Source organism: Paenibacillus sp. FSL R5-0887, from assembly GCF_038002305.1.
Classification (GTDB): domain Bacteria; phylum Bacillota; class Bacilli; order Paenibacillales; family Paenibacillaceae; genus Paenibacillus_AQ; species Paenibacillus_AQ odorifer.
In genome coordinates, this window is record NZ_JBBOCE010000001.1 from 2338198 (window position 1) to 2354433 (window position 16236).

Sequence of the window (16236 nt, forward strand, 5' to 3'; positions counted from 1 at the left end):
TTAGGAATCACTCCTTCATCCCCCTAATATAGTGTAGGAAAGAAAGGCGGGATGTACGTGAGTAAGAGGGATGAGCAAGAGCAAAGGGCGATCTTTCTAGCTGCAGTCTGCGGGCAAACCTATACACAATTTTCAAATATAGATGGAGTTTTCGTCATTCCATTAGATTATCAGCTATGTCATCCCATTGAAGCACAATCCTTCAATAATGTATGGGAACGTTTCGGCTTTATTTTGGAGTCTCCACAAGAGATTATTATCGCTTTTCGGGGAACCAGTACGACGACCAATTGGATATCCAACGTCCTCGCTTCACAGGAACGGTTCAAATATCTTAAAGAAGACTCTCTCACCCATCGTGGCTTCACCAACATTTATTCTTCAGCTCGGGACGGCATCTTCTCTGCGCTCTCCAAGCTATCTCCTGACAAGACCTTATACATTACGGGCCACAGCCTCGGTGGAGCGCTCGCCACCTTATGTACCTCAGATATTGCGGCAAATACCTCTTACACCTCACCTAACCTATATACTTATGGTTCCCCACGTGTAGGCGATCCGGACTTCGTTAATATTTTCAAACAATATGTGCCGAAGAGCTACCGGTATGCCAATCTTTTTGATGTTGTAACCTACGCACCTCCACATGTCTATAAGCTCCCCAAACGGGAAAAAAAGTATTATTACAATCATGTCCATACTTTTAACTCACTGTCTTTCCAGAATGGATCTACAAGTGGTAATCACGTAATCAGCAGCTATTTCGCCGAGCTCTCCAAGCTCCAACCGGAATTCGCTCAAGAATTATGTATAACGAACCCTGGATTCTGTCCACTCGTGGCTACGAAAGCAGAAGTATAATGTGAACACAAAAAGGAGGTGCCCAACAAGCCATATGCTGGCTGCCGGAACACCTCTTTTCTTCGTATGATTCGAAACCATCAGCAGTCACAAAGTCACTAACGGACTCCATCGACACTAACAGCAGTATATTTCCACTTTAAGAATTCCATCGGACCCCATGGCCACTATTGGCATAAAAACCCGTAATATAAGTCACTTTCTAACGAATAGCTGCACTGGAGTCCGAAACGCTGCCCAAAAGGCGATTATTTAGCAATTAACATCATCTGGGTCCGATACCGGTACGAATGAAACTAGATCAGAATATAAAATAAACTAATACCACACCTAGGACTAACAGAATAAGTGAAACTATGTGCTGTTTCGTATGTTTTAGAAATTTCCAGTCGATAAACGACTGAAATCCTATTGCTACTATTATAACTACAATCCAAAACCACTTCATAACCGTACCCTCTGGGCCATCGGCAATTATTATCACAATCCCCGTAATTAATCCCACAAGTGCAAGTATAAGCTTCCCTTTTATATTAAGCTCATAACCGTCCTCAGGAAGTTTTTCTTTATCCGGGCCAACAATCCATATCCTTAGAAATAGGTTAGAAAAAGCAAGGATTATAAGTATAAGTCCAATTTTCACTTTCGTTCACCTCCACTCTTATATAGAATTCATTCGTATTTATTTCTGATCATTAGTTCTTTGATTTCTCTTAACTCATTTAATATTTCTTTTGATAGTTGTGTACTTCTAGAGTTATCGATACCTACTTTAATCACAAATATTCCAAGCAACAAATAGATGATTAGCATTACGATGATCCCCAATTCACGTTCACTCCTCTTATTTTTGTATATTTCATTAAAGATATAGTTAGCATTAGATTAATATTATTCCCATGATACCATAATAAGGATATCTAATTAACACTCAGGAGCTTGCCGTTGGCTTGACAAATGATCAGTATATTCGATAAAATATAATATATCTTGATAATCAAGATAATTGATAGGCGAGATTTTTTCTATGCGGGAACGCGATTAATCTTAACTGAAAAGAGGGAACACAATGGCAGTACTTATTCTATACGCTACAAAATCTGGAGCAACAGAACAATGTGCAAAAGTATTATCAGAAGAGCTACCTCAGAGCAAAATTTGCAATATCGAACTAGAAAAGCCAGATATCGAGGCATTTGATAGCATTATTTTAGGGGCAGGAGTAAGAGATGAAAAAATATATAAAGCCATTCGTGACTTTATCAAAAAAAATAAAGATGAGTTACTGACTAAGAAGATGGGCTACTACATTTGCAACGAGAAACCTAAGAAAACCGAAGAATTAATAGAGAAAAATTTCCCTGATGATCTGAAAGAAGCTGCGATTTGTATTGAATCTTTTGGAGGTTATAAGGCCTATAAGGCTCCAATGGAAGGTACTGATCAGCTAAAAGGGATTTTGGTAGATAAAATAAGAGAATTCTCACAAAATTTCAAATAAAAAATCCTGTTACCAAGACGAAAATCTTGATAACAGGATTCTTTTTTTATATACGTTTATTGCGCCTTGAGGGTCACTTCAAACTTCGCACCGACATCACCAACAAATACAATTTTGCCGTTGTTAGGAAGTTTGACTTGTTTAAGACCGCTAATGGTGAAGTAATTCACACATACACCATTCTCATCATAGACGGCAAAGGAACTTTTGGTTGGCAGCTCTACTGTCATTATCTTACCTGTTGCCGTTTCAGGAACTCCATACCATCTAGCATATCCATCTGATTGGATAGTTACCATAGATTGCGGGCCTGCATAAATAGGTTTAACCGCATCTTGATGTATAAACAATTGATTGCCAATCTTTAAATACTCCACGCCATTTTTCTCTTCAAAAATAAGATCCGCAAGATCGCGTCCAGCGATGGTTGGGATTTGCACGGTCATTTCTGCTTTATTAGGCCCAGTTATTTTATTCGAGCCCATATAACCAGGTGCGTCAGGGAACATAGCGATTCCAGCTACCGGCATACTCATGTAATATTGTGAGCTGTACTTCTCGCTGACATCAAAATACAATTTCCCTTGGCGCTGCTGCCATGCAGTAGTGACCTCTTGAGATAGGGCATTAGGTTCAAGCTTCTCAGCTGCATATTGGGTAACGGCAGTTTCACCAAGTCCTGGAATCACCCCATACCCTTGACTCCAAAGATAGATACGGCCATTGCTCTCCTTCACAAAGCTAACTTTACTTGTACCCTCTGCATCTAAGAATTCACCGTTCGAATTATAGGAAAATTTCTGCGCCGGCATTGTAGGAGCTATAATTGAAGATATACTCAATTCCCCAGCTTTACTAACCTCTATCTTCATTAGTTGCGTAGAATCACCATAGACACCCGCATAGTTTAACAATTCTTGCGGCATATCTTCTTTGTTCGAAGTTTTAAATGTTGGTGTAGCTTTCAGTTCCTTAATAGCTCCCTTTTCCTGTAAAGCGCTGAGTAAAATTTCGTTGGCAAGCATCTGGTCCGTTGTACTTGATCCGCCAGAAGATATTACTGCTGCTGCCATCCGCTGCTCGGGCAATACAACTAATGAGGTATGATACAGACCTGTATCTCCACCCTTTGTCAAAGCCTTGATTTCGTACTGATTAAATGGATATAAGTTCACACTGTCCCAGCCTAATCCATAAGCTAACGAATTATCGGCTCCTTTAGGCCATATTCCACGCTTATATTCCTCTTGTTCCATCGCTTTTACAGACTTTTCTGACAAAATGCCAGTCGATTGGCCTGTAAAAATAGTTGCAAAACGCACCAAATCCTCAGCAGTGGAATAGATACCACCTGTTCCAATCACGTTAATGGTTTCTTTGGGTAAAGCTGCTGAGTAGGTAGCATTATAGACACTAGCCAGCTGAGAAGAAGCTACAGAATCTACAGGCGTTTTCGTATGTTCAAGCCCTAGAGGTTCTGTGAAATTTTGATGAATGAATGTGGTAAAGTCCGTGCCACTGACCTTTTCAACAATCAACTCAGCCAACGTAAATCCATCATTACAATATACTGAGTAGGCGCCTGGATCGGCCTTCAGACGTTGTGTTGACAAAGTCTCTAGCAAACTATCTTTTGCAATAGGATCGGAATCATTAAATAAGAAAGAATTGGATAAGTTCGAGCCAGCAAGACCTGATGAATGATTCAACAGCATCCGTACAGTGATTTGCTTATAACGAGAATCTTCCATCGTAAAATTATTCAAATAAGATACGACTGAACCGTCCAAATCTACTTTTCCTTGCTCAACAAGCTTCATAATAGAAGCTGTTGTATACATTTTACTCGTCGAGCCAATACCATACATCGTTGTGACGCTTGGTGCTGTCTTACTCTCCACATGGCTAAATCCAGATTGACCGCTCACAACGATATTATCGCCATCAATAAGAGCATATTGGAGACTAGTCGTCCCCAGCTTCTCCGTTAAGAACGCCGCCTTCTCTGCTGCCACTTTCTGAGTGTTCACATACGTTTGCCCTTTGCTGCTATCCGCTGCTAAAACACTAGTAGGGACATACACCAATAGAAGCAATGCAACTAATAAGGATGCCAAATTTTTCTTCATACATAACCTCCCGATATGAAATCGTCATCCTTTAAAGGATAATTTATCCATGGAGTAATGTAAAGGAAGTTTATACTATTGGGATTATATATCTAATCTACTATTTCTACTCTATCTCCGATTCGAATTCCCCCTGTTTTGATTACTGAGGCATAGACTCCGAAATGCAAATCAAACTCTTTATGTAATTTTTTCAAAAGCACTGGGTCCTTCTGAAGACTATCCGGGTCCATCGTAATCACAACACATCTCTCACAAAAACTATCTACCTGTAGCTGTACATCCCCAATGTTGAGCCGGCGTCCAATCCAATCTCCTTCAAAAAGAGAATCATCATTCAGCGCGATAACAAAATTCCCGCGAAAACGCCGTTGATCCAAGGAATGCCCCCAGGTTGCCTCCAGTTTTTTTAAGCTGGCATCCGTAATGAGTAGAATACTAGCGCCATCCACGGATAGGAGCTGCGGATGTTCTGGCTGTGGATGTGCAGCTTTTAGACCAGACATAGTGATTGGAGTTTTGGTTTGGCTTTGGATTTCTTCCAATAGATTATCATCCCATCCAAAGGTTCGCCCGTCTGATGCCGTTACATGGATTTGTCCATCTATAAATTGCGCTTGATAGGTAAGCATATTCGGTATATTTCTAGCGGTGATATATCTTCGCCAGCCCTCTTTTGACTCATCGTAAAAGGAGCAAAAACGGTCACCAAGCATTCCATAGGGTTCAATCATACAGCTTTCTAATTTTTCACCCGCAAATGACTTGACCGGGTAACGATTAATTCCTTGAATTTCACCAACAACTGATAACATAATACAACGCCTCCACTTGTCTTAAAATGCAACGTATCTTCCTATTCTACCTGATTTTATTTAACTGTTGTATGAATATCTAATAACCCAGAAATTTTATATGTTTTATTGAGTTATATGTTTTATACTATGACTGTTAGACATATTGCATTTTGAAATAACACTCACTCCCCCATAAAGAAGAGAGGTAACCTGCTGTGCGGACAAATGATTTTCAAGGTTTTGACTTTGTTTTTACTCAAGCCGTGATGGGTATGGCCCTTATTTCGCTTGATGGAACGTTCCTAAAACTGAATTCAGCATTATGCGACCTCTTGGGGTATGATGAAACCGAATTAACTACACCCTCTCCAACCGTCCGTACCCTTCTAGATCAGATTCATAAATTCATTTCACTAGGAAGCTCTCTTCCATCTACGAGTACTGATCCGCAGAGACTCGAAGTAGATTATTTCCATCCCACCGGATACCGGTTATCTTTAAAAGTCTCCATATCTATCCTTTCGGATGACATTGGTAAACCCATATTTTATTTTACTCAATTCGAGAATAAGACCCTGATCAGGGAAATGGAGACTCAGCTTCAGGTTGTGAAGACCCATCTACTTGAAAAAGAGAGCTCTTTTCTACAGCTGCTGGAGGAACTTCCTCAGCCCGTGCTTATCACTAGGGAAGGGATCGTTCTGTATGCAAATTCGGCAGGTTTACAATTAATCCATGCAGAAAGCCTAGATCAAGTGCTTGGTCTATCGACTATGGATATTGTCGACTACTCTAATTATGAAATTCTCTCAGAACGAAGAAAGAAATTCAACACTGATAGAACAACAGGTTCTGTCTGCTACCTGATTAATTGTTTAAATAACCAGCAGAAATATGTGGATGGAATTACATTGCCGATTATCTTTGATGGAAACGAAGCGTACATTGGCATATTTAAAGATATATCCGAGCAAGTATTGGAAGATGAACGACTGATTCAGTCCGAGAAATTATCCACAGCAGGACAGTTAGCAGCTGGAATCGCTCATGAAATACGGAATCCTCTTACAGCCATTAATGGTTTTATGAAGCTACTGCGCTCTTCCGAGCGGATGAATGATAAATATATTTCCATTATTGAGTCAGAATTGAAACGCATCGAGTTCATCGTCAACGAACTGCTTGTCTTATCTAAACCCCAAACCACTCATATTAGTAAACCAGTGGATTTATTGTCTTTGCTGGAACAAGTCACCACACTAATGAATGGACAAGCTGCCCTAAAAAATCTCAAGATCCTCCCTGTCTGTACTGATCATTCCATTTGGATCAATGGTGAGGCTTATCAGCTTAAGCAGGTATTTATTAACTTACTTAAAAATGCGATGGAAGCAATGAATCATGGGGGAAACATCTATATTCATGTGCAAACCTATGACAGAGAAGCCCGAATCAGTGTGCAGGATGAAGGCTGTGGGATGACAGAGGAACAGATCAATGCCCTCGGCAAACCATTTTATACGACCAAAGAAACAGGAACAGGCTTAGGTTATATGATCACACAAAATATTATACATAATCATGGCGGAGCGATCTCTGTAGAAAGTATTCTGGAGCAAGGAACAACTTTTACTGTGAGTATTCCAACGATCATTACACCTGAGGAACCTATCATGTAGAAGTGAGGTATCGCAACATCATGCAAGAATGCCCCTAATTTTCACATTATAATGGTTATACATAATTGGAAAAGAAGGTGCAGCAATGACTCGTGAAGTTCGAACAGTAGTTTTCGATCGTGACTTAAAATTTGAGGCCTATCGATTCGAAGGTATTATGCAGAAGTTTCCCAACCATTTTCATGACTATTATGTCATAGGTTTTATTGAACAAGGAAAGAGACATCTGCTATGTAACCAAGAAGAGCATATTCTTAACAGCGGAGATGTGGTCATCTTTAATCCGGCGGATCCCCATGCCTGTGAACAGATAGACGGGAGAACGCTTGACTATCGCTGCATCAATATTCAGCCGGAAGTCATGCGTGAGTATGTGCTAGAAATTACCGGCATAGACTACTTACCGCGGTTCACACACAATGTTCTCTACCAAAGTGAACTGTCGAGCCCTTTACACGATCTGCACCAAATGATATTAGAGGATCAATCCGATTTTCAAAAAGAAGAGTTATTTCTATTTCTCCTTGAGCAGCTTTTGAGAGAATACACGGAGACAGAAACCCTCTGTCCCGCTCAAGAGCCTACTTCTGAAATTAAAATCATTTGCGAATACATAGAGTTACATTATGCGCAGAACATTACGCTGAACCAGCTAAGTGAATTGAGCGGCTTAAGTAAATATCACTTGCTGCGTTTATTTACCAGACAGAAAGGAATATCACCTTACCGTTACTTGGAAACTATTCGCATCAACCACGCCAAAAGGCTTTTAGAACAAGGAATATTGCCAATAGAAGTGGCCTCTCTAACCGGATTCAGTGATCAGAGCCATTTCACAAATTTTTTTAAAAGACTCATAGGCTTAACCCCTAAGCAATATATGCGTATATTTGTTCAACAAACGGGAGTAAAGTCATCAATGGAACTTACGAAATGATAAATCAACGCAAGATTAACACAGGACATCTGCTGGCATTGCTTACGATTTTAATCTGGGGAACCACCTTTATCTCCACAAAAATACTGTTAAAAGACTTTACGCCTGTGGAAATTTTGTTCTTCCGTTTTCTTATTGGGTACTTTGTACTGTTACTGATCTATTCACGTCCAATCCGAACTACATCCTTTAAAGAGGAATTACTCTTTATCTCAGCAGGTCTTTGTGGAGTCACGTTATATTTTCTTATAGAAAATATTGCCCTAGTCTATACCCTTGCATCCAATGTAGGCGTGATTGTCTCCATCGCTCCATTTTTCACGGCGGTTATCGCTCACTTCTTTTTAGAAGAAGAGAAATTTCACAGGCAGTTTTTTATAGGATTTTTGATAGCCTTGGCAGGAATTATATTAATTGGGCTGAACGGGAGTTTTCTTCTCCAACTGAACCCCATCGGCGACTTGCTGGCATTGCTGGCACCTGTGGTTTGGGCAATATATTCAGTGTTGATGCGAAAAATAAGCCTACTAAAGGTTCATACTATAGGGGCTACCCGCAGAGTATTTTTCTATGGTCTGCTGTTTATGCTGCCTCCTCTGTTTCTGTTTGATTTCCAGCTGGGTCTGAGTAGATTCAAAGAGATTTCAAATGTAGCTCACCTGCTTTTCTTAGGTCTGGGTGCCTCGGCACTGTGTTTTTTGACTTGGAATAAAGCTGTAGGGATTCTAGGGGCTGTAAAAACAAGTGTATACATCTATATTGTGCCTGTAATTACAGTGGCAGCTTCCGCCCTTGTTCTGAATGAAAAGATCACCTGGGCAATCCTGACGGGAACTTTTTTAACGCTCACCGGTTCATATATTTCCGAACGCAAACCTAAATAACCACACCATCTTTAACATTTAATAAAAAGAAGCCCCAGCAGCGTGATGCTTACTGGAGCTTCTTTAAGTTTCATTCCATACTCAGAACAACGAGACAGGAATAAGCTTTCTTCCTCCCTTAATCAGGGTCGATTCCAGCATGTCCCCTTTGACGCCTCCAAAATAAAGCTGCCAATATACGCCAAAACGCACGCTGACATCATTCTTCACCAGCTCCGGCGGCGTAACAATCAGCCATTGGAATTTGAGCGCCTTGGAAATTTCGAAGACGGGGTCAAGCACGTTATTGGAGACCATTTCTCCGAAAGGATTGTCATATAAAAAGACCGTCCAGCCTTTATTCTCACGATTCACCCGTTTATGCGTCATGATCATCATTGCGACCAGCAGCTGTACAGATTGACGTTGCCCACCACTGCCGACTGCTTCATCCAGTGCGCCGCGATTAATAATCTCCCAGTCCGAATAATGATAATCTTCCGGTGCGGCGTAGAGGAAATAATTCTCCGTTACCGGTTTATACACTTGAAGTATCGGAAAGCGGTTCTGCAGCGCCGCATAGACAATTCGTCCGTCATTAATAACCTCTTTGATTACCAGCGCCGGCACTTGTTCTATCTTTGGATACTTTTTGAGCAATTCATTGATGCATTGATTGAAGTAGTCACTCACCATCGGCTCTACCTCATCGCTTGTTCTTGGCACATTGATATTCTTGTAATTCAGACGTACCAGCGGGAAGGCATAATTATTCTCGTTATGAATAATCATCCGGCGTTCCATTCGCTTCATAATATCAATGATTTGTACCACTCGTAGAGATGCCCGGCCAACCCACATCTTGCGGGAGAGATCCATGCCTTCCTTATCGCTTTGAATGCTCTCGATCTGATCGCGCGAACTGCGTAGCATGGAATCTAGGACTTGCAGTGCAATGGCGAAATTATCCCAATGGACCGTATTCAATCGATCTAGAATCTTGGTCTCCAGTTCGGAATTCCGTTCATTTTTCGCAAGTTTTTCGGTTAAGGAATTTTTCTCTTCCTTCACCTTTTTGGAGATCTCATCCTGTCTAATCCGGCTATCCTTAATGCGGAGAAGCCAGTCGGCTACTAGAGGCTCGCAGCTTTCTCTAACCCTCAGCGTTATTTCTTCTGGCACACTCCGTAGGTTGACGCGATCCTCAACATGCGCGTTCATTATTTTGATTTGATTGGATAAAGTCTGAAGGAGGACATCGATTCGGTCCAAGGATCTTTTACACTGATTAAGCATAAGCTCATTCGCTTGGCAGCGCTCCTGAATTTCTGTCTCCTTAACCCCTAGCGCCTCATTCCAAAGCTCCACGGCACGTTCATGTTTCTCTTTGATCCCCTTCTCTACTTTGCGCAACTCTTTCTGCAAGTTCTCCAATTCAGTCTGGCAGCGGATGTAACCGTCGTGAACAATCTGATAGTCTTCCTCCAACGAAGTAGTATCCGTCTTTTGGCGATTTCTTGCAGCCATAATGGTCTCGGACGTTTCCGTAGGTTCGGTCGCCTTCCGCCAATTCACATCCACTTGATTCAGGCTGGATTCAAGCTCAGCCAGATTCTCGCTTGCTGCTTTAATCTGTGCAGCTCTTGTCCGAACTTCCAGTTCATTTTCAGTTAATGATTGCTGTAGACTTTCCACGGTACTAAGCTGCTGCAATAGAAGATTCTGCTCTACAGGATCTACAGGTATGACTTCTCCTTCATCAGAAAGCTGGGGATCTGTTGGGAAAACAATCTCAGGAAACCATCGTTGCAGTCTAGGGAACATCGCATATTCGGTTTCTCTCGTCCATTTATTGCGTTGTCCACTCAAGCTTTCCATTTGCACCTTTAGGTGTTCAAGCTGCTGATCTTTACCTGCTAACTCTTTGCTCACCAGATTCTTTCGTTCGATTATTTTTTGTTTTTCCTTATAATCTTGTTCCTGTTTCTTCGTCCGTTCAATCCAAGCTTGCAGAACCCCCGCTCTCTGCTCATGCTCCACACTTAGAACTTTGTTCTCAGCGAGCTCCCGTCCGATCCGGGTAAGCGTCCCTTCGTTCTCATCCATCTCATTGCTCAGATTGTTAATGCTCTGCTGAAGTTCAGCCTGCAGTTTAATAAGGGCATCATGCTTGGCTGTAAGCGTCATGGTATTCTCAGTTTGGAATAAACGGTCATATTCTTGACGCACCGATTTTAACTTAGATAAATAAGCTTCAGAGTCCTGAAGGATCTGCTCCTGTTCTTTGAGCTTCCCCTGAATACTGCTCTTCCAATCCTGGAAACGATCCGGCTGCAACACCATTTGCGGCCCTTGATTCGCAAAAAGCATGAAGGATGCTTGATGCGAAGCTGCCATCTCTTCACGGATAAAGATCGGCACCGCTGATTTAAGCAAGGTGTCCTTCATCAGTTCCGGCTGAATTTTATCAGCTTCGCGCCGGGTCATAATCAAACTATATGGAAGTAACGGATATTGCTCCAGTTCTTCCTCACGTTCAAGATACGGACGGTCATTTAAGTAGGAACTACCTAGCGTTGATTGAATCTTTAACGAATCGAGTGTATCTTTGACCGTCAGAATATCTGAATTGGGTAGCCAGTAGGATTGGTTCTGAAGTTCCACATCCATGAGCTGATTATAGTAATCCCTTCTGGAACGTTTAGTCTGTTGCTCTACTTCATCTATTTTTCGGATAAAACGTGCCGGGATAACATCTTGTTCTTCAAAAAGGCCGGTAGCTCCTAAACGATTATGCTCCTCATACATTTCCAGCAGGACAACGAGCTGTGACCATAACTGGGATTCTTTCTGAGTCTGTGACTCAAGCAGAACCCCAAGCTCGTCCGCTTCACGCTCATAAGAACGCCGTTTCTCACTCAGCTCAGCATGACTCTTATGCAGTGCCAGCTTCCGAATCTCTTCCTGCTTGTGCTGTTCTTCCAAGTCTCCAATGTCTTGAAGAATCGTTTTGGCCGCTGAGATCGTACGCTGCAGGGCAGCTGCCGGAGAATGGGCGGCATCCTGCCCATATTGGGCTGCGAATGCTCCGAGTTCTTCCGTGTATTGCCGAATAGATAAGGTCAAATCATTGATCTGATTATCCAGCCCGGCCAGCTCCACCAAGAAACTTTCCCTTTCCTTGCGCAATCTTCTCTCTTCCACCGTTAGGTCTTGCTGTGCTGTCCCAAACTCTCTGATCGTTTGCTGCCAGAGATTAAACACCACATCCCACTGTTTCCGCAGCTGTTCCTTGGCTGCCTGAATGACCTCTTGCCGTTCTTTCATCTCCAGAGAACCTTCGATAGCTTGAATTTCTTTTTGCCACTGCTCAATTTGCCGGGTATGGAGCAACCGTTTAGCCAGAAAATAAGCTACTTCAAGCTTCTTCTCTTGCGCTTTGGAATCCTCCAGCCGACCACGCGCACGGCTCTGATCATCACTGAGCTTCTTAAACTCTTCTTGCTTCAGTTCCGTTTCTTCCTTACTGCGTAAGTATTTAAGATTGTCTGTCTCAAAGCGCAATTGCTTCGCATCCTGATAACGTCCAGCCAGTTCATCAGCAATCTTACTTCGCTCAGCTTCTGCATTTCTCTGCTCTTCATAGATAACCGTATAGATTTGGCGTCCACGTAATTCAGTTTCTTGAACTACGTTTTCTGCTTCCACGCCTAGTTTTACCAGCTCATAAAGTGGTGCAGCCATACTAAGAAACTCTGTATAGACCTGCTCCCGCTGTTCAAGCATCGGCAAGCGCTGAGCCACTGTTGCTGTATCGATAAACATCCGCTGCAGCGTATTGTCGTCTTCCTTTAATCCTTCATTCAGACTAGATCCGATTTCAGGAATAATCAGCTTTTCGAACAAGTTATGATTGGTGAAGGCATCATTTTTTTTAAAATAACCTTTGATACCGCCCTCTTCACCATTGATCCGCCGCATATTACGCCACTCGGCGATATGGATATCCCGGGTAGCCAGGTAGTCATAATATCTTTTCAAATCCGAGCTATGGCTGCCAAAAGGTACAATCTCTCCCCGCCGATCGCGCACAAATTGCTGGATCGTTTCAAAACTCGTAGGTTCAGCAGTCACCTCGTCAAATAACGGCAACGTTGATAGCGTAAGTTCAGCCGCTTCACCGTAATCTGTAAGTGCGTACAGCAAGTAATCCACTTTGATATCCTGATGATCAAGCGAATTATGTGCCGTCATAGCGATTCCCGTGGTCATATACTCATTGCGCTCATTGTTGTCGAGATGCCATTCGATAGCTACGTGAAAAGTGTACGGTTTAAGTTGTTTTTTATGATTATGAAAAAAAGCCTCAACCTGGTTCTCACCGTCTTTGCCCCATGGTGTTTTGGGCATCAATAGCTGGAAAATAGATTGCAGCAGTACGCCCTTTCCACCGCCATTCATGAGCGTAATAAGCGTATTAGCGGGTCCCTCTTCGTTACAGAGGTCCAGAATCATGTCGTCGTATTTCTTGAGCATCTTCTCGTATTTAAGTCCTGTAATTCGTATGCGTTCAATCCGCGGCATAGGTAGCACCGTCTTTCTCAGCTAAAGTTCTTCCAATGAGGCTCTTTAATTCCTGGTATCGATCGACATCATGATATAAATAACGCATTCTCTCATAAAGCTCTTCCCGAGGAAAGATACGCTTCTCTGTCTCAGAGATGAATACGAGCTTCTCCTCCTCCAGAAGTTTCATGCCTTCATGAATCAGCCCAATTCGTGAGCCTGCGCCTCTGGTCAGAAGATCACTCTCTTCCTGACTCTTAGTCTGCATGTAAAGACTGGTCCATACCTTAAACATCGCTTGGATATCAAGCTGCCACTGCTGGCTGAATCGTCCTTCCTCATCCATCTGAATCCACGTCTGAAAGAGAGAGGACACCTGATCAGCAATTTGAATATAGGACATACTGTCCTGCCCCGACTTAAAATGAGTCTCATCCTGATCCATTTCGGCCAGAAAAACCAGAATAATAATATTGATAATATGTAAGTGAGTTTTACGCTCAACACGTGAATATTTGTTCTTCAACTGGGTGAAATTGGTTGCAAACACTGACCCCAGCGGATTAACTAGCAGATGGAGACGGTGCCCGGAATTCATCACCCGACAGCCCCCTTCTTTAGCAACGTACTGAAGTGCATCATAAGTTCCTGCATCCTGAAGGCATTCTGCCGCTGCAGGGTCATCGAGAGGAATTACTTTTTTACGGAGCAATTCAAAAAATAGCCGCGAAGCTTGCTGTACCTGTTCTAATGTATAACTCATGTTAGTAACTTCTCACCTCTCCACGATCGTAATCATATATGGACTCATATCCAGACCAGAACACCGTACCCCTGAGGCTGGTTCTGGAGCAATGCTCGTCCGCAGCGTTTTGCCGCGTAAACTCTCCAACAGAAGATCTTCTGCAAGTACATATTGGATTAGCTGTTGGCATTCATCAGAAACGCCGCTACCACCTTCTGGTGCCTGTTCCTGCACTAAAATATCTGTATGAAAAAACTGCACCCACAGATCAACAGCATCCGGTGTGTTTGCCCACCCTGTTAGTTCTTCGGCGGAAAAAGCGTCTGCAGTAAAGGTAAAGCTTCCCTGCTCAGCCAAGGCAGCAAAAACCGGCTGCCACAGCTCTACTACTTTTGCCCATGGAATACCTTTAGGAATATATTGAACAGGCTCTGTGTCCACCTCATCTTCGAAATCATCCATCACTAAGTCGGGGATAAACCCTACCTCTTGTTCCTCCCAAGCCCAAGGAAGCGGATAAACGAAGTCCTGATTCGGAGCGAATAATCCGCTGAGCAGCAGTTCAAGACTGTCACCGCTTGGCAGACCCTCTTCTTTCACCCATTCCTCCCATACGTGAGTACGAAAGTTAAACCCGGCTGCTCCCCAGAATAATTCAGGGAAGTTCAATCTTAAATTGGTCTCCATCTCAAAAATATTCAACACTACCTCAGCCAGCTCATCGTGTACACGCCTAGAAAGCTCGACTCGTTCAGAGAGAATACGGATCTCATTGAAGTCGATCACGTCTTTCTCATCATTGGCCAGCCGGGCCAGAGAACGGTGAATACTGTCAAAATGTTTGCGTTCCTCCTCGAACTGATGATGAATCTCTTCGAGTCGCTGATGCCGAGCCACTCCGAATTCACTAAAAATATGCTTCGGATTGCGGCGTAACGCATTGCGGTATTCTTGCTGTTGCTGAGTCATCTTACGGACACGGGAGATCAGTTCATTAACATCCTGAAGAGCCCGAGTTACGCGCCCATGCTTAATATGCATTTGAATCTCGAGCAGTTTGATGCTGATCTGAAATTCATCAATAATCTCATGGCTCATAAAAATGAGCTCCATTGCATATTCAGAGAGACGATAGATGGTTCTGCCGTTCTCTTCCCAACTGCTGCGAGTCGCATCCTCGTCCACTGTGAAATACTTATATTTCTGCACGGACATTTGCCGGGTCACATCATCATAGAAAAAGGATTCGAAATCCCCACCATTCCCGCTCCACAATAAACCGTCCACGAGACGCTCTACGGATTCGGTAGTCCCAAGATTGGCGATATTAAAACGTTCCAGCGCAGTCCAAGTAAGCTCAATAATATCCTCTTTGGATCTTCTCTCATTCGATTCTAGCTCCAGATAATAGACTTGCAGCAGAACGCTTAAAGATACCATTTCTTTGTAAGGTTGGATTTCGCCAAGGTTCATGCCAGCCCCCAAATTCCACAGGGGATTCAATCGTTTGTTTCGTTCGCCAAAATCCGACCAATTCATCTTTCTGCTAACCTCGCCATCACTTCATAATTTAAAATTTCCTGCGGAACTCTCCGATCCTTTTTTCCCTGTACGGACAACCCCATACTTGTTCTCGATCACCCTCACTAAAAGAAATAAAACCCCTATACATCCTGTATAGGGTTCTGAAGCACGGGAATATATGTTTCTATTATAACAATCCTACAAAGGTTATGCTATTTTTGTTAAACAAAATAATTGATTCTAGCCGGATGACAAAAGATCGCAGAATTACAGGGAGAAATTCCCTGATTTTTCTGTTGAAGCTTCATTAGCCCTTATAGACTCCGCAAAAAAAAGACTGCCCCAAAAACCATGAAATGGCTGAATGGGACCGCCCTTTTTTATTAACTACTCGGCAACTCCTGGCGTAAACGCCATACAATACTGCTCAAGTGTGCTATTAGGTAGAGGAATGACCTTAACCGTACGGAACTGATAATGCTCATAAATGGGCAAATTGCTCGGTGTCTGTGTCTCTAATGTACATAACGTATTGCTCATACGACATTCCGCGAGTAGCGGTGTCATGATTTTTGATACATATCCTTGACCTCGATATTGATCCTGCACTGCAAGCATATCCAAATGTTTATAC

General features: G+C 42.6%; 12 protein-coding genes. 5 read left to right on the forward strand and 7 right to left on the reverse strand.

The genetic code is table 11. From position 1 onward, the window contains the following. The first annotated feature begins 51 nt into the window (after positions 1–51). Positions 52–861, forward strand: a complete 810-nt coding sequence (locus MKY14_RS10545; protein ID WP_340976439.1) for a lipase family protein — start codon at positions 52–54, stop codon at positions 859–861. A gap of 301 nt (positions 862–1162) precedes the next feature. On the opposite strand, the gene MKY14_RS10550 is transcribed toward MKY14_RS10545, so the two are convergent. Continuing rightward, complete coding sequence (locus MKY14_RS10550; protein ID WP_076127294.1) at positions 1163–1504, reverse strand: DUF4181 domain-containing protein; 342 nt, start codon at positions 1502–1504, stop codon at positions 1163–1165. Between the two features lie 426 nt (positions 1505–1930). On the opposite strand from MKY14_RS10550, the gene MKY14_RS10555 reads away from it, so the two are divergent. Then, positions 1931–2362 carry a flavodoxin domain-containing protein gene (locus MKY14_RS10555; protein WP_076127296.1) on the forward strand — a complete coding sequence of 144 codons (432 nt, stop codon included), beginning with the start codon at positions 1931–1933 and terminating at the stop codon, positions 2360–2362. A 56-nt stretch (positions 2363–2418) separates the two neighbouring features. On the opposite strand, the gene MKY14_RS10560 is transcribed toward MKY14_RS10555, so the two are convergent. Next, positions 2419–4491 (reverse strand): serine hydrolase domain-containing protein, encoded by a 2073-nt coding sequence (locus tag MKY14_RS10560; RefSeq protein ID WP_340396912.1) that lies wholly within the window; start codon positions 4489–4491, stop codon positions 2419–2421. A 92-nt stretch (positions 4492–4583) separates the two neighbouring features. After that, a complete protein-coding gene (locus tag MKY14_RS10565) occupies positions 4584–5306 on the reverse strand; it encodes an MOSC domain-containing protein (RefSeq protein ID WP_076281544.1) in 723 nt (240 codons plus the stop codon). 197 nt (positions 5307–5503) lie between these two features. Here MKY14_RS10565 and MKY14_RS10570 point away from each other — a divergent pair, with 197 nt between their 5' ends. The 3 genes from MKY14_RS10570 (at position 5504) to MKY14_RS10580 (ending at position 8788) form a co-directional block, all read left to right on the forward strand. Then, entirely contained in the window at positions 5504–6967 is a 1464-nt protein-coding gene (locus tag MKY14_RS10570) for an ATP-binding protein (RefSeq protein ID WP_340976440.1), read from the forward strand. A gap of 85 nt (positions 6968–7052) precedes the next feature. After that, a complete protein-coding gene (locus MKY14_RS10575; RefSeq protein ID WP_076190650.1) occupies positions 7053–7904 on the forward strand; it encodes an AraC family ligand binding domain-containing protein in 852 nt (283 codons plus the stop codon). Further along, the gene (locus MKY14_RS10580; protein WP_256717183.1) at positions 7904–8788 is read left to right on the forward strand and encodes a DMT family transporter; all 885 of its coding nucleotides are present in this window, start codon (positions 7904–7906) and stop codon (positions 8786–8788) included. The genes MKY14_RS10575 and MKY14_RS10580 overlap by 1 nt, the downstream gene beginning before the upstream one ends. An 81-nt stretch (positions 8789–8869) precedes the next feature. On the opposite strand, the gene MKY14_RS10585 is transcribed toward MKY14_RS10580, so the two are convergent. The 4 genes from MKY14_RS10585 to MKY14_RS10600 form a co-directional block, all read right to left on the reverse strand. Then, entirely contained in the window at positions 8870–13351 is a 4482-nt protein-coding gene (locus MKY14_RS10585) for a hypothetical protein (RefSeq protein ID WP_340976441.1), read from the reverse strand. Continuing rightward, the gene (locus tag MKY14_RS10590) at positions 13338–14096 is read right to left on the reverse strand and encodes a DUF6063 family protein (protein ID WP_076190642.1); all 759 of its coding nucleotides are present in this window, start codon (positions 14094–14096) and stop codon (positions 13338–13340) included. Before MKY14_RS10590 ends, MKY14_RS10585 begins: the two co-directional genes overlap by 14 nt. Before the next feature lie 12 nt (positions 14097–14108). Next, positions 14109–15617, reverse strand: a complete 1509-nt coding sequence (locus tag MKY14_RS10595; protein ID WP_143766408.1) for a hypothetical protein — start codon at positions 15615–15617, stop codon at positions 14109–14111. Positions 15618–15989: 372 nt separating this feature from the next. Then, the gene (locus MKY14_RS10600) at positions 15990–16226 is read right to left on the reverse strand and encodes a hypothetical protein (RefSeq protein WP_340976442.1); all 237 of its coding nucleotides are present in this window, start codon (positions 16224–16226) and stop codon (positions 15990–15992) included. Positions 16227–16236 lie beyond the last annotated feature (10 nt).